At 57.8% G+C, this 20,726-nt stretch carries 21 protein-coding genes; 11 read left to right on the plus strand and 10 right to left on the minus strand.

The features are described 5' to 3' along the window. Window positions 1-3 precede the first annotated feature (3 nt). Window positions 4-372 (minus strand): DUF3302 domain-containing protein, encoded by a 369-nt coding sequence (locus FHW76_RS15000; protein WP_004152044.1) that lies wholly within the window; start codon window positions 370-372, stop codon window positions 4-6. A 538-nt stretch (window positions 373-910) separates the two neighbouring features. Between FHW76_RS15000 and mtlA the strand changes: the two genes are divergently transcribed. The 3 genes from mtlA (at window position 911) to mtlR (ending at window position 4,665) form a co-directional block, all read left to right on the plus strand. Then, entirely contained in the window at window positions 911-2,818 is a 1,908-nt protein-coding gene (gene mtlA / locus FHW76_RS15005) for a PTS mannitol transporter subunit IICBA (protein ID WP_004173919.1), read from the plus strand. Between the two features lie 102 nt (window positions 2,819-2,920). Then, a complete protein-coding gene (gene mtlD / locus FHW76_RS15010) occupies window positions 2,921-4,069 on the plus strand; it encodes a mannitol-1-phosphate 5-dehydrogenase (protein ID WP_008806863.1) in 1,149 nt (382 codons plus the stop codon). Beyond that, entirely contained in the window at window positions 4,069-4,665 is a 597-nt protein-coding gene (gene mtlR, locus FHW76_RS15015; RefSeq protein WP_002922401.1) for a mannitol operon repressor MtlR, read from the plus strand. Before mtlD ends, mtlR begins: the two co-directional genes overlap by 1 nt. On the opposite strand, the gene FHW76_RS15020 is transcribed toward mtlR, so the two are convergent. Further along, window positions 4,654-4,878 (minus strand): hypothetical protein, encoded by a 225-nt coding sequence (locus tag FHW76_RS15020; RefSeq protein ID WP_012540317.1) that lies wholly within the window; start codon window positions 4,876-4,878, stop codon window positions 4,654-4,656. The two genes, mtlR and FHW76_RS15020, sit on opposite strands and share 12 nt — an antisense overlap. A gap of 272 nt (window positions 4,879-5,150) precedes the next feature. Here FHW76_RS15020 and FHW76_RS15025 point away from each other — a divergent pair, with 272 nt between their 5' ends. From FHW76_RS15025 to trmL, 5 genes are all read left to right on the plus strand, one after another. Further along, window positions 5,151-5,513: a YibL family ribosome-associated protein gene (locus FHW76_RS15025; protein WP_008806861.1), complete on the plus strand. Its 363-nt coding sequence runs from the start codon at window positions 5,151-5,153 to the stop codon at window positions 5,511-5,513. Between the two features lie 284 nt (window positions 5,514-5,797). Further along, a complete protein-coding gene (gene lldP / locus FHW76_RS15030; protein ID WP_008806860.1) occupies window positions 5,798-7,453 on the plus strand; it encodes an L-lactate permease in 1,656 nt (551 codons plus the stop codon). Continuing rightward, entirely contained in the window at window positions 7,450-8,223 is a 774-nt protein-coding gene (lldR, locus tag FHW76_RS15035; RefSeq protein ID WP_008806859.1) for a transcriptional regulator LldR, read from the plus strand. The genes lldP and lldR overlap by 4 nt, the downstream gene beginning before the upstream one ends. Further along, window positions 8,223-9,407, plus strand: a complete 1,185-nt coding sequence (gene lldD, locus FHW76_RS15040; protein ID WP_008806858.1) for an FMN-dependent L-lactate dehydrogenase LldD — start codon at window positions 8,223-8,225, stop codon at window positions 9,405-9,407. Before lldR ends, lldD begins: the two co-directional genes overlap by 1 nt. Window positions 9,408-9,658: 251 nt before the next feature. Beyond that, window positions 9,659-10,132, plus strand: a complete 474-nt coding sequence (gene trmL, locus FHW76_RS15045; protein WP_004205043.1) for a tRNA (uridine(34)/cytosine(34)/5-carboxymethylaminomethyluridine(34)-2'-O)-methyltransferase TrmL — start codon at window positions 9,659-9,661, stop codon at window positions 10,130-10,132. Between the two features lie 81 nt (window positions 10,133-10,213). Here trmL and cysE read toward each other — a convergent pair whose 3' ends face one another. The 5 genes from cysE to FHW76_RS15070 all read right to left on the minus strand — a co-directional run bounded on the left by cysE (window position 10,214) and on the right by FHW76_RS15070 (window position 13,443). Continuing rightward, window positions 10,214-11,035, minus strand: coding sequence for a serine O-acetyltransferase (gene cysE / locus FHW76_RS15050; RefSeq protein WP_002922426.1), 822 nt, complete (start codon window positions 11,033-11,035; stop codon window positions 10,214-10,216). A 73-nt stretch (window positions 11,036-11,108) separates the two neighbouring features. Beyond that, a complete protein-coding gene (gene gpsA / locus FHW76_RS15055; protein WP_008806857.1) occupies window positions 11,109-12,128 on the minus strand; it encodes an NAD(P)H-dependent glycerol-3-phosphate dehydrogenase in 1,020 nt (339 codons plus the stop codon). Next, window positions 12,128-12,595 carry a protein-export chaperone SecB gene (gene secB / locus FHW76_RS15060; RefSeq protein ID WP_002922428.1) on the minus strand — a complete coding sequence of 156 codons (468 nt, stop codon included), beginning with the start codon at window positions 12,593-12,595 and terminating at the stop codon, window positions 12,128-12,130. The genes gpsA and secB overlap by 1 nt, the downstream gene beginning before the upstream one ends. 60 nt (window positions 12,596-12,655) lie before the next feature. Continuing rightward, on the minus strand, window positions 12,656-12,907 hold the full coding sequence (gene grxC / locus FHW76_RS15065) for a glutaredoxin 3 (RefSeq protein WP_008806856.1): 252 nt from the start codon (window positions 12,905-12,907) through the stop codon (window positions 12,656-12,658). 104 nt (window positions 12,908-13,011) lie between these two features. Further along, complete coding sequence (locus FHW76_RS15070; protein ID WP_008806855.1) at window positions 13,012-13,443, minus strand: rhodanese-like domain-containing protein; 432 nt, start codon at window positions 13,441-13,443, stop codon at window positions 13,012-13,014. 245 nt (window positions 13,444-13,688) lie between these two features. On the opposite strand from FHW76_RS15070, the gene gpmM reads away from it, so the two are divergent. The 3 genes from gpmM to FHW76_RS15085 are packed head-to-tail and all read left to right on the plus strand — an operon-like array spanning window position 13,689 to window position 17,474. After that, a complete protein-coding gene (gene gpmM / locus FHW76_RS15075; protein WP_008806854.1) occupies window positions 13,689-15,233 on the plus strand; it encodes a 2,3-bisphosphoglycerate-independent phosphoglycerate mutase in 1,545 nt (514 codons plus the stop codon). 9 nt (window positions 15,234-15,242) lie between these two features. Continuing rightward, window positions 15,243-16,514, plus strand: coding sequence for a murein hydrolase activator EnvC (envC, locus tag FHW76_RS15080; RefSeq protein ID WP_008806853.1), 1,272 nt, complete (start codon window positions 15,243-15,245; stop codon window positions 16,512-16,514). A 3-nt stretch (window positions 16,515-16,517) separates the two neighbouring features. Beyond that, window positions 16,518-17,474 carry a divergent polysaccharide deacetylase family protein gene (locus FHW76_RS15085; RefSeq protein WP_008806852.1) on the plus strand — a complete coding sequence of 319 codons (957 nt, stop codon included), beginning with the start codon at window positions 16,518-16,520 and terminating at the stop codon, window positions 17,472-17,474. Window positions 17,475-17,479: 5 nt separating this feature from the next. On the opposite strand, the gene FHW76_RS15090 is transcribed toward FHW76_RS15085, so the two are convergent. From FHW76_RS15090 to kbl, 3 genes are all read right to left on the minus strand, one after another. Continuing rightward, window positions 17,480-18,268: a glycosyltransferase family 2 protein gene (locus FHW76_RS15090; protein ID WP_012540315.1), complete on the minus strand. Its 789-nt coding sequence runs from the start codon at window positions 18,266-18,268 to the stop codon at window positions 17,480-17,482. A gap of 169 nt (window positions 18,269-18,437) precedes the next feature. Continuing rightward, window positions 18,438-19,463, minus strand: coding sequence for an L-threonine 3-dehydrogenase (gene tdh / locus FHW76_RS15095; RefSeq protein WP_004205051.1), 1,026 nt, complete (start codon window positions 19,461-19,463; stop codon window positions 18,438-18,440). Window positions 19,464-19,475: 12 nt separating this feature from the next. Next, window positions 19,476-20,669, minus strand: coding sequence for a glycine C-acetyltransferase (gene kbl, locus FHW76_RS15100; protein ID WP_008806850.1), 1,194 nt, complete (start codon window positions 20,667-20,669; stop codon window positions 19,476-19,478). Window positions 20,670-20,726 lie beyond the last annotated feature (57 nt).

Raw genomic sequence — 20,726 nt, forward strand, 5'->3', positions numbered from 1 at the left:
AGATTATTTCTCCGCCGCAGAGGTGGACTGCGGCCGCTGGATGGCCGCCACCTGGTGTTCAAGGTCGCTCAGTCGTTGGCGAAGCTGTTGTATATCGGTCTCTTTTTCAGGTTCGTCAGGGGCCGTATTCGCCTTATGCTGCATGCCCCAGCCGCGCTCAGGCTGGTACAACGTGGCCCAAATCCATAAAAACGGCCAGATGACGTGGAGAGTAAAAAGACTGACCCATCCGGCGACATGAATAGCATCGGAATGAGGGTGGTTGCGTTTTTTGGCGATCAAATAAGGAATATCGTGAATAATGATAATCCCATAAAAAATGACCAGAAAAACGAAGATCAGAACGCCCAGCGCAAAATAATTGAGAAACATAATTCCCTCGGCTTTACGCTAATAATTTATATGAATTTTATTCACGACCCACTGACATTCGGGCCGCTATTTTGAGCATAATTCACGCCTTTCATTTTTGCCATCCGGCGTAAAAAAGTTATTCGGCAGTTAAGGTTGCTTAGTTACAGAGCCATCTCGCCCTGGCCGCAAAACCGGGCCGAGATCACAGCGGCAAAAATCCACCGTGAAATTCTTTGTGATCAAAATCACAAACAAACAACAAAACCACGAAACAAAATTGTGACAAATATCACACAAAAAGGCAGATCAGCGGCTAAAAAGGCGCTGTGTTGTTTTTTTACACAGGAATTATGTGATCAGCATCACTACAAAAAGCGCTTTGCCCCCTATATTCATGTGATCCGTATCACACAAAAGGGCGCTGGCTGGACAGCTAAACGATTCAGTGCCAGATTTCGCACTATCAATCAGGGCCCGGCTACCTCTGCCGCCACATTAACAACAAACCTCGGGCTTTAAGCCTGCGCGATACGCAAAACAGAAGAAGGGGTGTTTTATGTCATCCGATATCAAGATCAAGGTGCAAAGCTTTGGTCGTTTCCTCAGCAATATGGTGATGCCGAATATCGGCGCGTTTATCGCGTGGGGTATCATCACCGCGCTTTTCATTCCGACAGGGTGGTTGCCAAACGAAACGCTGGCGAAGCTGGTCGGTCCGATGATCACCTACCTGCTGCCGCTGCTGATCGGTTACACCGGCGGTAAATTAGTCGGCGGCGAACGTGGTGGCGTGGTCGGGGCGATCACCACCATGGGCGTTATCGTCGGCGCGGATATGCCGATGTTCCTCGGCTCAATGATTGCCGGCCCGCTGGGCGGCTACTGCATCAAGAAGTTCGATAACTGGGTAGACGGTAAGATCAAATCCGGTTTTGAAATGCTGGTGAATAACTTCTCCGCTGGCATCATCGGGATGATCCTCGCCATTCTGGCCTTCCTCGGCATTGGCCCGGCGGTTGAAGTTCTGTCGAAAATTCTGGCGGCTGGCGTTAACTTTATGGTGGCGCACGACATGCTGCCGCTGGCGTCTATCTTCGTGGAACCGGCAAAAATCCTGTTCCTCAATAACGCCATTAACCACGGTATCTTCTCGCCGCTGGGTATTCAGCAGTCCCACGAGCTGGGTAAATCTATCTTCTTCCTGATTGAAGCTAACCCGGGTCCGGGGATGGGCGTTCTGCTGGCGTACATGTTCTTTGGTCGCGGCAGCGCAAAACAGTCAGCAGGCGGGGCGGCTATCATCCACTTCCTGGGGGGTATCCATGAAATCTACTTCCCGTACGTGCTGATGAACCCACGTCTGATCCTGGCCGTTATCCTCGGCGGGATGACCGGTGTCTTCACCCTGACCATCCTCAATGGCGGTCTGGTCTCTCCGGCTTCCCCAGGCTCTATCCTGGCGGTGCTGGCGATGACGCCGAAAGGCGCCTACTTCGCTAACATCGCCGCGATTATCGCAGCGATGGCGGTCTCCTTCGTGGTCTCTGCGGTTCTGCTGAAGACCAGCAAGGTAAAAGAAGAAGACGATATCGAAGCCGCAACGCGTCGTATGCATGACATGAAAGCGGAATCCAAAGGCGCCAGCCCGCTGGCGGCCGGTAATGTCACCAACGACCTGAGCCATGTGCGTAAAATCATCGTCGCCTGCGACGCCGGGATGGGTTCCAGCGCCATGGGCGCCGGGGTACTGCGCAAGAAAGTGCAGGATGCCGGACTGAGTAACATCTCGGTTACCAACAGCGCGATCAATAACCTGCCGCCGGATGTTGACCTGGTTATCACTCACCGTGACCTGACCGAGCGGGCGATGCGCCAGGTACCACAGGCGCAGCATATTTCGCTGACCAACTTCCTCGACAGCGGTCTGTACACCAGCCTGACTGAGCGTCTGGTCGCGGCCCAGCGCCACATCGAGAATGAAGTGAAAGTTACCGATAGCCTGAAAGACAGCTTTGATGATGGCGACAAAAACCTGTTCCAGTTGGGTGCGGATAACATCTTCCTCGGGCGCAAAGCAGCCACCAAAGAAGAAGCCATTCGCTTCGCCGGCGAGCAGCTGGTGAAAGGCGGCTACGTCGAGCCGGAATATGTGCAGGCGATGCTGGACCGCGAAAAACTGACCTCGACCTATCTCGGCGAGTCCATCGCGGTACCGCACGGCACCATCGAAGCGAAAGACCGTGTGCTGAAAACCGGCGTCGTCTTCTGCCAGTACCCGGAAGGCGTGCGCTTTGGGGAAGATGAAGACGATGTCGCCCGTCTGGTCATCGGCATCGCGGCCCGCAACAACGAGCATATTCAGGTTATCACCAGCCTGACTAACGCCCTGGATGACGAAACCGTGATTGAGCGCCTGGCGAAAACCACCAGCGTCGACGAAGTTCTGGCACTGTTGAATAAATAACCAAAGCGGTCCATTCCCTCTCCCTTTGGGAGAGGGTTTGGGTGAGGGGCAAAGCCTCACCCCAGCCCTCTCAGGTAAAAACATTAATTGAAGGTTAATACTATGAAAGCATTACATTTTGGCGCAGGTAATATCGGACGTGGCTTTATCGGTAAATTGCTGGCCGACGCGGGCATTGAACTGACGTTCGCCGATGTCAATCAGACCGTACTTGATGCCCTGAATGCCCGTCATAGCTATCAGGTTCACGTCGTCGGTGAGAATGAGCAGGTGGATACTGTCTCCGGCGTCAATGCCGTCAGCAGCATCGGCGATGAGGTTGTGGACCTGATCGCTGAGGTGGATCTGGTCACCACCGCCGTCGGTCCCGTCGTACTCGAGCGCATCGCCCCGGCCATCGCCAAAGGGCTGGCGAAGCGCAAAGCGCAGGGCAGCGAACGTCCGCTGAACATTATCGCCTGCGAAAATATGGTGCGCGGCACCACGCAGTTAAAAGGCCACGTGTTTAACGCGCTGGCGGAAGAAGATAAAGCGTGGGTTGAAGCCCATATCGGCTTTGTCGACTCCGCCGTTGACCGTATTGTGCCGCCATCGGCTTCCGCCACCCATGACCCGCTGGAAGTCACCGTGGAAACCTTCAGCGAGTGGATTGTCGATAAGACGCAGTTCAAGGGCGCGCTGCCGACTATCCCGGGAATGGAATTAACTGATAACCTGATGGCATTTGTCGAACGCAAGCTCTTCACCTTGAACACCGGGCATGCTATAACCGCCTACCTCGGAAAACTGGCGGGCCACCAGACGATTCGCGACGCGATCCTCGACGAGAAAATTCGTGCCGTCGTGCAGGGCGCGATGGAAGAGAGCGGCGCGGTGCTGATCAAACGTTACGCCTTTGACCCGCAGAAACACGCGGCTTATATCCAGAAAATTCTTGGACGTTTCGAGAACCCGTACCTGAAAGACGATGTTGAGCGCGTTGGCCGTCAGCCGCTGCGCAAACTGAGCGCTGGCGACCGTTTAATTAAGCCGCTGCTGGGTACCCTGGAATACGGTCTGCCGCACCGCAACCTGGTGAAAGGGATTGCAGCGGCGATGCATTTCCGTAGCGAAGACGATCCGCAGGCGCAGGAGTTGGCAGCCCTGATCGCCGACAAGGGGCCGCAGGCCGCGCTGGCGCAGATTTCCGGCCTGGATGCCGCAAGTGATGTCGTCGCGGAGGCCGTTAACGACTACAACGCGGAAAAATGATGCACAACCTGGCGCGACCAACGTCGCGCCCATTACGACTCCTGTCAGATATGCAGGCAATGATGGAAGAAACACAAGCATTTGAAAACCGTGTGCTTGAGCGTCTGAATGCTGGCAAAACCGTACGAAGCTTCCTGATCGCCACCGTCGAACTGTTAACGGAAGCGGTCAATATTCTGGTGCTTCAGGTGTTCCGTAAAGACGACTACGCGGTGAAATACGCCGTCGAGCCCTTGCTGGAGGGCAGCGGGCCGCTCGGCGATCTCTCTGTACGCCTGAAGCTGATTTATGGCCTTGGGGTGATAAGTCGTGCCGAATATGAAGACGCCGAACTGCTGATGGCCCTGCGCGAAGAGCTTAACCACGACGGCAATGAGTACAGCTTTACCGACGACGAAATTATCGGTCCGTTCGGCGAGCTGCACTGCGTCGCCGCCCTGCCGCCAACGCCGCAGTTTGATGACAGCGATGCCGAACTGCTGGCAATGCAGAAGCTGCGTTACCAGCAGATGGTGCGCTCAACAATGGTGTTGTCCCTGACTGAGCTGATTTCGCGAATCAGCTTAAAAAAAGCCTTCCAGAAATCAACGCTCTGACTCCGGCTCCGTCTGGTCGCAGGTCGGCCGGTAAAGCTGACGATAATATTCCAGACGCTGCAGAAACAACGCTTCCTTATCCTGGGGAATATCTCGCGGTATATGCTGCAGACGCGGAGATTTTTTCAAATACTCCATAAACGCCTGACTGGAAGCCATAAAATCAACCGCTTTATCGATTAAACGTGGTACGCCGTCGCCGATCTTTGCCATCACGTCCTCCTTTTGGGAATAATCTGATTAAGCATTAGCCAAATCACCGGCGCGGGTTAAGGAAAACGTGCTTATCTGCCGACGGGCTTCACAGAAATGAAATTAGAACGGGTATTAGGCGGAATATTAATAAAATTCAAATTATTAGCGAGCGCTGGTATAGCATTCTGCGGGCGATAAACGGCGAATTTTTGATAAATAACTATCAACAATGGCGGTCACGGCACATACTATAGGCGAATGAAGCCCCTTTATTAACAGATTAAGTCACCATGAAAGAAGTCGAAAAAAATGAAATCAAGCGCCTGAGCGACCGTCTCGACGCCATCCGCCATCAGCAGGCCGAGCTGTCGCTGGTGGAAGCCGCCGACAAATACGCCGAGCTGGAAAAAGAAAAAGCCACCCTGGAAGCGGAGATTGAACGTCTGCGTTCCGTCCAGAGCCAGAAGCTGAGCAAAGAGGCGCAGAAACTAATGAGCCTGCCGTTCCGCCGCGCGATCACCAAAAAAGAGCAGGCCGATATGGGCAAGCTGAAGAAAAGCGTTCGCGGTCTGGTGGTCGTCCATCCGATGACCGCCCTGGGCCGGGAAATGGGTCTGAAAGAGATGACCGGTTTCGCCCGCAGCGAATTCTGATCCCCTGCCCTCTCCGCCCGGAGAGGGTCATTCTGTCTTCACTTCCCACATTTTTACCCTCAGCCAGGTCGATTGGTCCAACCAATAATTTCATCTACCCCCCAGCAGTTCACAAATCCATCAAAATACATCACAAACACGTTGCTTAAGAGCAACATCTGATTAACCATTCGTTGTCATCAACCCTGATACCCTTAATTGGCCGGGCCAATTTTACCTACGATGGGATCGGCAATGAGCGCAGACTCAGCCCTCCTCTCCTGGCGGCCCGATGGAGACCCTGCATGAATCTCTGGCAACAAAACTACGATCCCGCCGGTAATATCTGGTTATCCAGTCTTATCGCATCGCTACCGATTCTGTTTTTCTTTTTTGCGCTGATTAAGCTCAAACTGAAAGGCTACCTCGCAGCCACCTGGACCGTCGCTATTGCGCTGGCCGTCGCCTTGCTGTTCTATAAAATGCCGGTGGACCGCGCCTTAGCCTCGGTGGTCTACGGCTTCTTCTACGGCCTGTGGCCTATCGCGTGGATTATTATCGCCGCGGTCTTCGTCTATAAAATCTCGGTGAAGACCGGGCAGTTCGACATCATCCGCTCATCGATTCTGTCGATTACGCCGGACCAGCGCCTGCAGATGCTGATCGTCGGCTTCTCGTTCGGCGCCTTTCTCGAAGGGGCGGCGGGTTTCGGCGCGCCGGTGGCGATTACCGCCGCGCTGCTGGTCGGCCTTGGGTTTAACCCGCTGTATGCGGCTGGCCTGTGCCTGATCGTCAACACCGCGCCGGTGGCCTTCGGCGCGATGGGCATCCCGATCCTGGTCGCCGGCCAGGTGACCGGTATCGACAGCTTTGCTATCGGCCAGATGGTGGGCCGTCAGCTGCCGTTCCTGACCATTATCGTCCTGTTCTGGATCATGGCCATCATGGATGGCTGGCGCGGCATCAAAGAGACCTGGCCGGCGGTGATGGTGGCAGGCGGTTCGTTCGCTATTGCCCAGTACCTCAGCTCTAACTTCCTTGGCCCGGAGCTGCCGGACATCATCTCGTCGCTGGTCTCCCTGGTCTGTCTGACCCTGTTCCTCAAACGCTGGCAGCCGGTACGCATCTTCCGCTTCGGCGATATCGGCGCCTCGCAGGTGGATATGACGCTGGCCCGCACCCGCTACACGGCGGGACAAGTGATCCGCGCCTGGTCGCCGTTCCTGTTCCTGACCGCCACCGTGACCCTGTGGAGCGTACCGCCGTTTAAAGCGCTGTTCGCACCGGGCGGCGCAATGTATGACTTCGTCATCAATATTTCGGTGCCGTTCCTCGACAAAATGGTTGCCCGTATGCCGCCGGTAGTTAGCGCCGCGACGCCATACGCCGCGGTGTATAAATTCGACTGGCTGTCGGCAACCGGCACCGCCATTCTGTTCGCCGCCCTGCTGTCCATCGTCTGGCTGCGCATGAAGCCAAAAGACGCGCTGACCACCTTCGCCGGGACGCTGAAGGATCTGGCGCTGCCGATCTACTCTATCGGCATGGTGCTGGCGTTCGCCTTTATCTCCAACTACTCCGGGCTGTCGTCGACCCTGGCCCTGGCGCTGGCGCATACCGGCCACGCGTTTACCTTCTTCTCGCCGTTCCTTGGCTGGCTGGGGGTATTCCTGACCGGTTCGGACACCTCGTCTAACGCCCTCTTCGCCGCACTGCAGGCAACGGCCGCGCAGCAGATTGGCGTCTCCGATATTCTGCTGGTCGCGGCCAACACCACCGGCGGCGTCACTGGCAAGATGATTTCCCCTCAGTCGATCGCCATCGCCTGCGCCGCGGTAGGCCTGGTGGGTAAAGAGTCGGATCTGTTCCGCTTTACCGTCAAACACAGCCTGATCTTCACCTGCATGGTGGGCCTGATCACCACGCTGCAGGCCTACGTTTTAACCTGGATGATCCCGTGATAGTGATGCCTAAACGCCTGGCCGACGACGTGGCGCGTCGCGTCCGGGCGCTGATTGAAGAACAACAGCTGGAGGCGGGCATGCGACTGCCCGCTGAACGCCAGCTCGCCGCCCAGCTCGGCGTCTCGCGCAATTCCCTGCGCGAAGCGCTGGCGATGCTGGTCAATGAAGGCGTGCTGCTGAGCCGTCGCGGCGGCGGCACCTTCGTCCGCTGGCAGCATGAACCGTGGTCGGAGCAAAACATCGTCCAGCCGCTGAAGACGCTGCTGGCCGATGACCCGGACTACAGCTTCGACATCCTCGAAGCCCGCCACGCCATCGAGGCCAGCACCGCGTGGCACGCAGCGATGCGGGCCACCGACGCCGATAAAGAAAAAATTCGTCTGTGCTTTGAAGCGACCCAGAGTGAAGACCCGGATATCGCCTCGCAGGCGGATGTCCGCTTCCATCTGGCCATCGCCGAAGCCTCGCATAACGTGGTGCTCCTGCAAACCATGCGCGGTTTTTTCGACCTGCTGCACTCCTCCGTTAAGCAGAGCCGCCAGCGCATGTATCTGGTGCCGCCGGTGTTTGCCCGCCTGACTGAACAGCACCAGGCCGTTATGGAGGCTATTGTTGCCGGTGACGCCGAGGCGGCGCGCCAGGCGATGATGGGCCACTTAGGTTTTGTCCACGCCACGATTAAACGTTTTGATGAAGACCAGGCCCGCCAGGCGCGAATTACCCGCCTGCCCGGTGACCACAATGAAAATTCCAGGGAGAACTCGTGATGATTATTTCCGCCGCCAGCGACTATCGCGCCGCCGCACAGCGTATCCTGCCGCCGTTTCTGTTCCACTATATCGACGGCGGCGCCTACGCCGAACATACCCTGCGCCGTAACGTCGAGGACCTGTCCGATGTGGCCTTGCGCCAGCGTATTTTGCGCAATATGTCGGATCTGAGTCTCGAGACCACTCTGTTCAATGAGAAGCTGGCGATGCCGACGGCGCTGGCGCCGGTCGGGCTGTGCGGCATGTACGCTCGCCGCGGCGAAGTGCAGGCCGCCGGCGCGGCGGACGACAAAGGCATTCCGTTCACCCTCTCTACCGTTTCCGTTTGCCCGATTGAAGAGGTCGCCCCGACCATCAAACGCCCGATGTGGTTCCAGTTATACGTCCTGCGCGACCGCGGCTTTATGCGCAATGCGCTGGAGCGCGCCAAGGCCGCCGGCTGCTCGACGCTGGTCTTTACCGTCGATATGCCGACCCCTGGCGCCCGCTACCGCGACGCCCATTCCGGCATGAGCGGCCCGAACGCCGCCCTGCGCCGCTACTGGCAGGCGGTGACTCATCCGCAGTGGGCGTGGGACGTCGGCCTTAACGGTCGCCCGCACGATCTGGGCAATATCTCCGCCTATCTCGGCCAACCGACCGGTCTGGAGGATTACATCGGCTGGCTGGCGAATAACTTCGATCCGTCGATTTCATGGAAAGACCTCGAGTGGATCCGCGATTTCTGGGACGGTCCGATGGTGATCAAAGGGATCCTCGATCCGGAGGACGCCCGCGACGCGGTGCGCTTCGGCGCTGACGGCATTGTGGTCTCTAACCACGGCGGCCGCCAGCTCGATGGCGTGCTCTCCTCGGCCCGCGCCCTGCCGGCCATTGCCGACGCGGTGAAAGGCGACATCACTATTCTCGCCGACAGCGGCATCCGCAACGGGCTCGACGTGGTGCGGATGATCGCCCTGGGCGCCGACAGCGTGCTACTGGGCCGCGCTTACCTGTACGCCCTGGCGACCCACGGTAAGCAGGGCGTGGCGAATCTGCTGAACCTGATCGAAAAAGAAATGAAAGTGGCGATGACCCTGACCGGGGCGAAAACCATCCGTGAAATCAGCCGTGATTCGCTGGTGCAGAACGCCGAAGCGCTGCAGACCTTCGATGCGCTCAAGCAGAATAACGCCGCGTAGGCGGCGGCGTCATTCTCTCCCCTCACCCTAACCCTCTCCCTCAGGGAGAGGGGACTGTCCGGCAGACAGGTTAGCGGCGGCGTTTCCCTGAGCCTCTGTCCACGAAAAGTATCGACTGATGGGTGAGTCCTTTACCCGCACCCTCCGATCCACCGACCGGCGCCGGTTTTCCCCCTCTCCCTCAGGGAGAGGGCCGGGGTGAGGGTTCGCCAAATATCTGCTATTCTGCCCCCCGCAATTAAGGGGGCAGTATGCTGAACATCGTGTTATTCGAACCAGAGATCCCGCCGAACACCGGGAATATTATCCGCCTGTGCGCCAACACGGGCTTCAGTCTGCATATCATTGAGCCGATGGGCTTTACCTGGGACGATAAACGCCTGAGACGCGCCGGACTGGACTATCACGAGTTCACTGCCGTGCAGCGCCATGCGGATTACGCGGCGTTTCTCGCCAGCGCGCAGCCACAGCGGTTGTTCGCCCTGACCACCAAAGGCACGCCGGCGCACAGCGCAGTGAGCTATCAGGATGGCGATTTCTTGATGTTTGGCCCGGAAACCCGCGGTCTGCCGGCCAGCATCCTCGATGCCCTGCCGCCAGAGCAGAAAATCCGTATTCCGATGATGCCGGACAGCCGCAGCATGAACCTGTCCAACGCGGTGTCGGTGGTGGTGTATGAGGCCTGGCGCCAGCTGGGGTATCCGGGCGCCGTGTTGCGCAGCTAACCTGAGCCATTCCCGGATGGCGGCGCACCGCGCCTTATCCGGGCTACATATCTAAGCTTAACAGCGGCAAATGGCAATACATCAAATCCCGTCGCCGTACTCGAAGGTGTGGTGGATGCCGTTGAAATGCTGATCCATGTCCATCGCCGGCTTGTCGCTCTCCGGCTTGCCAACGATGCGCGCCGGTACGCCCGCCGCGGTGGTGTGCGGCGGAACCGGCTGCAATACCACCGAACCGGCGCCAATCTTCGCCCCACGTCCCACTTCGATATTACCGAGGATCTTCGCCCCGGCGCCAATCATCACGCCTTCGCGAATTTTCGGGTGACGGTCGCCGCTGGTTTTACCGGTACCGCCGAGGGTGACCGACTGCAGGATAGAGACGTCATCTTCAATCACCGCCGTTTCGCCGACCACAATGCCGGTGGCGTGGTCGAGCATGATCCCGCGGCCGATTTTCGCCGCCGGGTGGATATCCACCTGGAAGGAGACGGAGACCTGATTTTGCAGGAAAATCGCCAGCGCACGTCGGCCCTGAGTCCACAGCCAGTGGCCGATACGGTAGGCCTGCAGCGCATGGAAACCCTTCAGGTAGAGCAGCGGCGTGGAGTATTTATCCACCGCCGGGTCGCGCGTGCGCACCGCCTGAATATCGCAGGCGGCGGAGGCGATCATTTCCGGATCGGCGGCATAGGCCTCTTCCACCACTTCGCGAATGGCGATCGCTGGCATAATCGGCGAGGCCAGCTTGTTGGCCAGCATATAGCTCAGCGCACTGCCCAGATTTTCATGCTTGAGTAGCGTAGCGTGGTAAAAACTGGCGAGCATCGGCTCACAGTCAGCCAGAGCCCGGGCTTCGGCTTTAATATTATTCCAGACGATATCCAGTTCTTCACACGGCATTGCATACTCCAGACGATATGATAATGACCTGCCAGTTCTGCGCTGGCAGGGTCATTCAGGTGACAAAGGAAAGCTAATTGCTGCTGCGCTCGTCCTTGCGGGCGCGACCCAATAAGGTCAATGCTGCCTCGCGCGCAATTTTTCCGCAATACAATACCTGATAAATTTCCTCGGTTATTGGCATTTCGACACCTAAACGCTGTGCCAGAACGCGAACTTCCTTGGTATTGCGGTAGCCTTCGACCACCTGGCCAATCTTGTCCTGGGCGCTCTGCACGTCCATACCCTGGCCGAGCATCATGCCGAAGCGACGGTTACGGGACTGGTTGTCGGTGCAGGTGAGCACCAGGTCACCGAGACCGGCCATACCCATAAAGGTTTCCGGATCGGCGCCCAGCGCCGCGCCGAGACGGGACATTTCCACCAGCCCACGGGTAATCAGCGCCGTACGCGCATTGGCGCCGAAGCCGATGCCATCCGACATACCGGCCCCGATGGCAATGACGTTTTTCACCGCGCCGCCGAGCTGCACGCCGATAAAGTCCGGATTGATGTAGACGCGGAAACTTTTGCCGCAGTGCAGCAGGTGCTGCAGATCCTCGGCAAACTGCGGATCCGTCGCTGCCAGCGAAATCGCCGTCGGCAGACCGGCGGCCAGCTCTTTGGCGAAGGTTGGCCCCGAGATCACCGCCAGCGGGATATCATCGCCCAGCGCTTCACGCGCTACGTCCTGCAGCAGGCGGCCGGTTTCAGCCTCGAGGCCTTTGGTCGCCCACACCAGACGTGCGTCGGGACGCATCAGCGGTTTAATCTGACGTAATACCTGGCCGAACACATGGCTTGGCACCACGACAAGGATGTCGCGGCTGGCGGCCAGCGCGGTGGCCAGGTCGCTCTCAAGATGCAGCGTATCCGGGAAAGGCACATCGGGAAGGAACGCGGCGTTGCAGCGATCGTGTTGCAGCGTCGCGATATGTTTCGGGTCATGGCCCCAGAGCACAACGTGGTGGCCATTTCTTGCCAGGGTGATGGCAAGAGCGGTGCCGTAAGAGCCGGCACCGATCACAGTCATTGCAGCATTAAGTGCGTTCATCAGGCATCCTGATGTTGTTCAGCACCTTCGCCAGCCTGCTGCTGCAGATAGTTCATAAACAGCGCGTCGAAGTTCACTGGCGCAAGGTTAAGTTGCGGGAAGGTGCCGCGGGAAACCAGGCTGGTGATGCACTCACGCGCGTACGGGAACAGAATGTTCGGGCAGTATGCGCCGAGGCAGTGCGCCATCTGGGTGCCTTCGATGCCGTCGATGGAGAAAATACCGCCCTGCTGTACTTCACAGAGGAACGCGGTTTCTTCGCCCAGCGCGGCGGTCACGGTCACACGCAGCACCACTTCATAAACGCCTTCAGCCAGCTGGGTGGAGGCGGTATCCAGATCAAGTTTAACTTCCGGCTGCCAGTCTTTCTGGAAAACTTGCGGCGCGTTCGGCGCTTCAAAAGAGATATCTTTGGTATAGATACGCTGGATCTGGAAGGTCATTTCGGTGCTGTTTTGTTCTGACATAGTAAAACCCTTTCGTGTTGTCCTTAAATACGCGCTTCCGCCAGGGAAAGCGCGCAAAAATTAGCGCAAGAGGGGATCAAGTCCACCACGTGAATCAAGCGCATACAAGTCGTCACAGCCGCCAATGTGCTGCGCATCAATAAAAATCTGCGGAACCGTCGTCCGTCCGCTGCGCTGGATCATCTCCTCACGCTTCGCGGCATCGCCATCGATCGGCAACTCATGGAACGTTACGCCTTTGCTGTTCAACAGCGCTTTCGCGCGTACGCAGAACGGGCAGGTCGCTTTGGTGTAGATCTCAATATTGGCCATGACTTTACTCCTGTTTTTACCCTGGGGTTTTACGCCGCAGCCTGAGCTTCCCCTCACGTCAGGCATGAAGGGGAAAGCGCGGCGGCATTACCACGCGAGGTAAGTTATTTGCCGCGTACCAGAGGAAGGTTTTCGCCGCTCCAGCCAGCGATGCCCTCTTTCAGTACAAAGACTTTTTCAAACCCGGCTTTGTTCAGCGCGCTGGCTGGCTCTTGCGCCTGCATGCCGGAACCGTCTACCACAATAATGGGTTGCGATTTGTGTTTTTCCAACTCGCCGACGTTATTGGCTTTGATATCGGCAGGCAGCAGGTTGATGGCGCCGGCAATATGGCCTTTACGGAAATCGTCACGCTGACGCAGGTCGACCACCACCGCATCTTCTTTATTGATAAGACGCGTCGCTTCACCACGGGTGATGACTTTAACTTTCGACATCAACCCTTTAAAGGTGGTGAACAGTACCGCACCCAGCAGCGCGATCCACGCGATGCTCAGGACCGGGTGACGGCCGATGAATTGCATAATTTCTTGCATGGGGGGTTACAACTCCCGACTAAGTGATAAAAAACCAGGGAAGGAGTATACCTGTGCATTGCGGCAAATACAGCCAGTGAGCGCGATGTAATGTATTTTCTGCGGGCGGTCACGAAAAAAAAGCCGCCTTCATCATCGCCTCTGACGCCGCCCCTTCCCTTTCTTTGATCTTTCACGGGGATTTAAACGATTCAGCTGTAGTAAAATTACGCAAAATTTCTGTCTTTGAGCATGAGGTTGTCGCAATGTCGGTTTCTAAAAAACCTATGGTACTGGTGATTCTGGATGGCTACGGCTATCGCGAAGACCAACAGGATAACGCCATTTACAGCGCTAAAACGCCGGTAATGGACGCCCTGTGGGCCAAACGTCCGCATACCCTGATCGATGCATCTGGCCTGGAAGTCGGCCTGCCGGACCGTCAGATGGGGAACTCCGAAGTAGGCCACGTCAACCTGGGCGCCGGTCGTATCGTCTACCAGGACCTGACCCGTCTCGATGTTGAAATTAAAGAACGCACCTTCTTCGCCAACCCGGTACTCACCGCCGCGGTCGACAAAGCGGTTGCCGCCGGTAAAGCGGTCCACATCATGGGCCTGATGTCTCCGGGCGGCGTCCACAGCCACGAAGATCACATCATGGCGATGGTGGAGCTGGCAGCAGAGCGCGGCGCTGAGAAAATCTATCTGCACGCCTTCCTTGATGGCCGTGATACGCCGCCGCGCAGCGCGGAAAAAACGCTGGCGACATTCGAAGCCAAATTTGCCGCGCTGGGCAAAGGCCGCATCGCGTCTATTATTGGCCGCTACTATGCCATGGATCGCGATAACCGCTGGGATCGCGTGGAACAAGCTTATGATCTGATGACCCTGGCGAAAGGCGAATTCCAGGCCGATACCGCCGTCGCGGGTCTGCAGGCCGCCTACGCCCGTGACGAAAACGACGAATTCGTCAAAGCCACCGTTATCCGCGCCGCCGGCCAGGCCGATGCCGCGATGGAAGACGGCGACGCGCTGATCTTCATGAACTTCCGTGCTGACCGCGCGCGTGAAATCACCCGCGCCTTCGTCAACGCCGACTTCGACGGCTTCGCGCGTAAGAAAGTGGTTAACCTCGACTTCGTGATGCTCACCGAATACGCCGCCGACATCAAAGTCGCCTGCGCTTATCCGCCCGCCTCACTGGCTAACACCTTCGGCGAGTGGATGGCGAAGCACGATAAAACCCAGCTGCGCATCTCCGAAACCGAGAAATACGCTCACGTCACCTTCTTCTTCAACGGCGGCGTAGAAGAGCCGTTTAAAGGCGAAGAGCGTATTCTGATTAACTCACCAAAAGTGGCAACCTACGATCTGCAGCCAGAAATGAGCTCCGCCGAGCTGACCGAGAAACTGGTCGCCGCCATCAAAGGTGGCAAATACGACACCATCATCTGTAACTACCCGAACGGCGATATGGTTGGCCATACCGGGGTGATGGAAGCGGCAGTGAAGGCGGTTGAAGCGCTGGATCACTGCATCGACCAGGTGACTCAGGCGGTGGAATCCGTTGGCGGCCAGTTGCTGATCACCGCCGACCACGGCAACGCCGAGCAGATGCGCGACCCGGCCACCGGTCAGGCGCACACCGCCCATACCAACCTGCCGGTTCCGCTGATCTACGTCGGTAACAAAGCGGTCAAAGCGGTCAATGGCGGTAAACTTTCCGACATCGCCCCGACCATGCTGTCGCTGATGGGAATGGAAATCCCGCAAGAGATGACTGGCAAGCCGCTGTTCATCGTGGAATAATCCTTCCCCATGAGGGGAAAGGCGACGTATTCAACTACATGGATCGCAACGGCAGTTCGATCCGTCCTTTACGCCAGCGCGCTCAGCGCTGGCGTATTGCTGTGCGCGTCATCTGCGCACGCCGACGATCGCGATCAGCTAAAGTCCATCCAGGCCGACATCGCCGCCAGGCAGCGGGCGATTAAGCAACAGCAGCAGCAGCGCGCAAGCCTGCTCGCCCAGCTCAAAGCGCAGGAAGAGGCGATCGCCGCCGCGGCCCGCAAACTGCGTGAAACCCAGGACAGCCTGAACCAGCTCAATAAGCAGATTGACGAGATGAACGCTTCTCTCGCGAAGCTGGAGCGTCAGCGCGCGTCTCAGGAACGTAACCTCGCCGCGCAGCTTGACGCCGCGTTCCGCCAGGGGCCGCATACCGGCATCCAGATGGTGCTGAGCGGTGAAGAGGGCCAGCGCAATCAGCGGATGCAGGTCTACTTCAGCTATTTCAACCAGGCCCGTCAGGAGACTATTGCGGAGCTGAAGAAAACGCGCGAAGAGATGGCGGTGCAAAAGTCGATGCTCGAAGAGAAGCAGAGCCAGCAGCAGACGCTGGTCTACGAACAAAAAGCCCAGCAGGCGAAGCTGGAGCAGGCGCGTAACGAACGGAAAAAGACCCTTTCCGGTCTGGAGTCCGCCATTCAGCAGGGTCAGCAACAGTTAAGTGAATTGCGGGCTAACGAATCGCGCCTACGCGGTCGTATCGCCCAGGCGGAGGCTGCCGCCAAAGCCCGAGCCGATCGGGAAGCTCGCGATGCGCAGGCGGTGCGCGACCGCCAGCAGGAAGCATCGCGCAAAGGCACCACCTATAAACCAACGGAAAGCGAGCGTTCGCTGATGTCACGCACCGGCGGGCTGGGCTCGCCGCGCGGCCAGGCGTTCTGGCCGGTTCGCGGTCCGCTCCTTCATCGATATGGCGAACAGCTGCAAGGTGAACTACGTTGGAAAGGGATGGTTATCGCCGCGTCTGAAGGCACCGAAGTCAGAGCCATTGCCGATGGTCGGGTCATTCTGGCTGACTGGCTGCAGGGCTATGGTCTGGTGGTGGTGGTCGAACATGGCAAAGGCGACATGAGCCTGTATGGCTATAACCAAAGCGCGCTGGTCAGCGTCGGTACGCAGGTTCGTGCTGGTCAGCCTATCGCGCTCGTAGGCAGCAGCGGCGGTCAGGGCCGTCCGTCGCTCTATTTCGAAATTCGCCGCCAGGGTCAGGCGGTCAATCCACAGCCGTGGTTGGGAAGATAAGTTTTGCTTCAATTTCGCGCAATTGCTCTTGCCGTAGCCGGTTCGCTGGCTCTGGCGGCGCCAGCGTTCGCTGGCAAACTCTCCATCGTTATTGACGATTTTGGCTACCGCCCGCAGACCGAGAATCAGGTGCTGGCGCTGCCGTCAACTATCTCCGTCGCCGTGCTGCCGAACGCGCCGCACGCCCGGGAAATGGCCACGAAAGCGCATAATCTGGGCCATGAAGTGCTCATCCACCTGCCGATGGCGCCGCTCAGCAAACAGCCGCTGGAAAAAGACACCCTGCGTCCCGAAATGAGCAGCGAGGAGATCGAGCGCATCATTCGCGAGGCTTACGGCAAAGTTCCCTACGCCGTCGGGCTGAATAACCATATGGGCAGCGCGATGACCTCCAACCTGTTTGGTATGCAGAAGGTGATGCAGGCCCTGGAGCGCTACAATCTCTATTTTCTCGATAGCGTCACCATCGGCAACACCCAGGCCATGCGCGCCGCGCAGGGCACCGGGGTGAAGGTGATTAAGCGCAAGGTGTTTCTTGACGATACGCAGAATGAAGCCGATATCCGCACCCAGTTCAATCGCGCCATCGCCCTGGCGCGGCGCAACGGTTCGGCAATAGCCATTGGCCATCCGCATCCGACGACGGTGCGGGTGCTGCAGCAGATGGTCTATAACCTGCCGCCGGATATCACGCTGGTGCGCCCGAGCAGCCTGCTCAACGAGCCGCAGGTCGACAACTCGACGCCAAACTACGCTCAGCCGCCCGCGCAACAAACGCCGCCGCAGCAGCAGAAGCCGCGTAATCCGTTCCACGGCGTGAAGTATTGCAAGCCGAAGCGCCCGCTGGAGCCCGTGAACGCCAGCCGCTTCTTCACTATCCTCAGCGACAGCATCAGCCAGAGCGCGCTGGTCCAGTACTATCGCCTCAAATGGCAAGGCTGGGACAATCCCGGCAACTAGACCACTCAGGGGTCCGTTCGCTTTTGCGCGACGGGCGCCTGGTTATCTTCGTGGGCGTACCACGCCTTAAAATATTTGAGAAAGCTGTAAAACGTGGCGTACAGGCCGGTGACCACGCCGACTTTGCCATAGCGCCACGCTCCGCTAAAGAGATACCACTTAAAGAAAGCGCCAATGGCGCTGACGATCCCCCGCGTCAGCGAAGGTTTGATCTGCTGGTACTTCACCAGCCGGGTGGTATAGCTGTTCAGCTTATTAAACACTTCATGCAGCGAATAAAAGGTGTCATGGCGTACAAAGCCCGGCAGCCTGACGGAGCGTGCGTGTCCGACCACCTGGTCATCCACCGGCCGGTCGTTAAACCGCGCCTGCTGGCGGTTAAAGAGACGCACCGGGTAATCCGGCGAAGAAATAGGGTAGATCGTTCGCACCTGCGTGCCGAGCACAAACCAGTAGCGCGGCAGACGCCAGGCGCAGGTTGGGTCCGGCTCCTCCCCCGCTTTTAGCGCCTGAATGGCCGCCACTACGTCATTATCAAGAATCTCATCGCTATCCATACACAGCACCCAGTCATGGCTGGCCAGCCCGATGGCGTAGTTCATCTGGGCGCCGTGGGCTTTATAGGCATGATGATGGACGGTGAGGCCAAACTGCTGACAAATAGAGACCGTTTCGTCGGTGCTGCCGGAGTCGACGACGATACATTCATCGGCCACCTTCAGCAGCGGCGGCAGCACCTCCATCAGCAGGCGCGCAGAGTTACAGGTCAGTAAGCATACGGAGAGTTTAAGCATGATAGTTACAAAGTTAAACCGCGACTAAACACACTGTATAAGCGAATAACCGTAAAATCGATGTAGAAATTGTGCGCTTAATATTAAGCAGGCTAAAAATGTTATCCAAATCTAAATTAAGGCGCCCGCAGGCGCCTTTTTTGCTGATTTTTACAACAGCCCGGAGGCGTTATTCCCAGCTCAGAACCACTTTACCGGACTGGCCGGAGCGCATCGCGTCAAAACCTTTCTGGAAATCATCAATGCCGAAGCGGTGGGTGATGATCGGTGAAAGGTCCAGACCAGACTGGATCAGCGCCGCCATTTTGTACCAGGTTTCGAACATTTCGCGACCATAGATCCCTTTAATAAACAGCCCTTTGAAGATGACCTTGGTCCAGTCGATGGACATATCCGACGGCGGGATACCCAGCATCGCGATACGGCCGCCGTGGTTCATGGTATCGAGCATGCTGCGAAACGCCGGCGGCGCGCCGGACATCTCCAGGCCCACGTCGAAACCTTCGGTCATGCCCAGCTCGGCCATCACGTCGTTGAGGTTCTCTTTCGCCACGTTCACCGCGCGGGTGACGCCCATTTTGCGCGCCAGCTCCAGACGGTACTCGTTGACGTCGGTGATCACCACGTTACGCGCGCCGACGTGTTTCGCCACCGCCGCCGCCATCACGCCGATCGGACCGGCGCCGGAAACCAGTACATCTTCCCCGACCAGATCGAAGGAGAGCGCGGTGTGCACCGCGTTGCCGAACGGGTCGAAGATAGACGCCAGGTCATCAGAGATATTGTCGGGGATTTTAAAGGCGTTAAAAGCCGGGATCACCAGATACTCGGCAAAGCAGCCCGGGCGGTTGACGCCCACGCCGATGGTGTTGCGGCACAAATGGGTGCGGCCCGCGCGGCAGTTGCGGCAGTGGCCGCAGGTGATATGCCCTTCGCCGGAGACGCGGTCGCCAATCTTAAAGCCGCGCACTTCCTGACCAATCCCCACCACTTCGCCGACGTATTCGTGACCGACCACCATCGGCACCGGAATGGTCTTCTGCGACCACTCATCCCAGTTGTAGATGTGCACGTCGGTTCCGCAAATAGCAGTCTTGCGGATTTTAATCAGCAGATCGTTATGGCCGACTTCCGGTTCCGGTACGTCGGTCATCCAGATGCCTTCTTCCGCTTTCAGTTTGGATAACGCTTTCATCTCACACCCTTATTAGGCGATGACGCCCAGTTGTTTGCCGATGCGGGTAAAGGCTTCCACCGCACGCTCAATTTGTTCAGGGGTATGCGCCGCCGACATCTGGGTGCGAATACGCGCCTGGCCTTTCGGTACCACCGGATAGAAGAAGCCGGTGACATAGATCCCTTCTTTCTGCAGCTCGCGGGCAAAGTTCTGCGCCACCACCGCTTCACCCAGCATCACCGGAATGATGGCGTGGTCGGCGCCCGCCAGCGTGAAACCTGCCGCGGTCATTTTTTCGCGGAACAGACGCGCGTTAGCCCACAGCCGATCGCGCAGGTCTGCCCCCTCTTCAACCATCTCCAGCACTTTGATGGAGGCGGCCACAATGGCCGGCGCCAGAGAGTTGGAGAACAGATACGGACGGGAACGCTGGCGCAGCCACTCAACCACCTCTTTGCGTGCGGCGGTGTAGCCTCCGGAGGCGCCGCCCAGCGCTTTACCCAGCGTGCCGGTGATGATGTCGACGCGACCCATCACGTCGCAATATTCATGAGAGCCGCGGCCGTTTTCGCCGACGAAGCCGACGGCGTGGGAGTCATCGACCATCACCAACGCATCGTATTTATCCGCCAGGTCGCAAACGCCTTTCAGGTTGGCGATCACGCCATCCATCGAGAAGACGCCATCGGTGGCGATCAGCACGTGACGCGCGCCGGCCTCGCGCGCTTCTTTCAGACACGCTTCCAGCTCCTGCATGTCGTTGTTGGCATAGCGGAAGCGCTTCGCTTTACACAGGCGCACGCCGTCGATGATCGAGGCATGGTTCAGGGCGTCGGAGATAATGGCGTCTTCCGGCCCGAGCAGCGTTTCAAACAGGCCGCCGTTGGCGTCAAAGCAGGAGGAGTAGAGGATCGCGTCTTCCATACCGAGGAAATCGGCCAGCTTCTTCTCCAGCTGCTTATGCGTGTCCTGGGTACCGCAGATGAAGCGCACCGAGGCCATCCCGAAGCCGTGGCTGTCCATACCGGATTTCGCTGCGGCAATCAGTTCCGGGTGGTTCGCCAGACCCAGATAGTTATTGGCGCAGAAGTTAATCACATGGCTGTCGCCGACGGTAATGTCCGCCTGCTGCGCCGAGGTGATGATCCGCTCTTCTTTGAACAAGCCTTCGGCCCGAGCGGTTTCCAGATTACTCGTTAACTGTTTGTAGAAATCACCACGCATTGCAACTCTCCAGATTCGGCAAAATTTGGCACATATTACCCAAAGCTATACGCTGAT

The organism is Klebsiella sp. RC2 (genome assembly GCF_014192815.1).
GTDB lineage: Bacteria > Pseudomonadota > Gammaproteobacteria > Enterobacterales > Enterobacteriaceae > Klebsiella > Klebsiella variicola.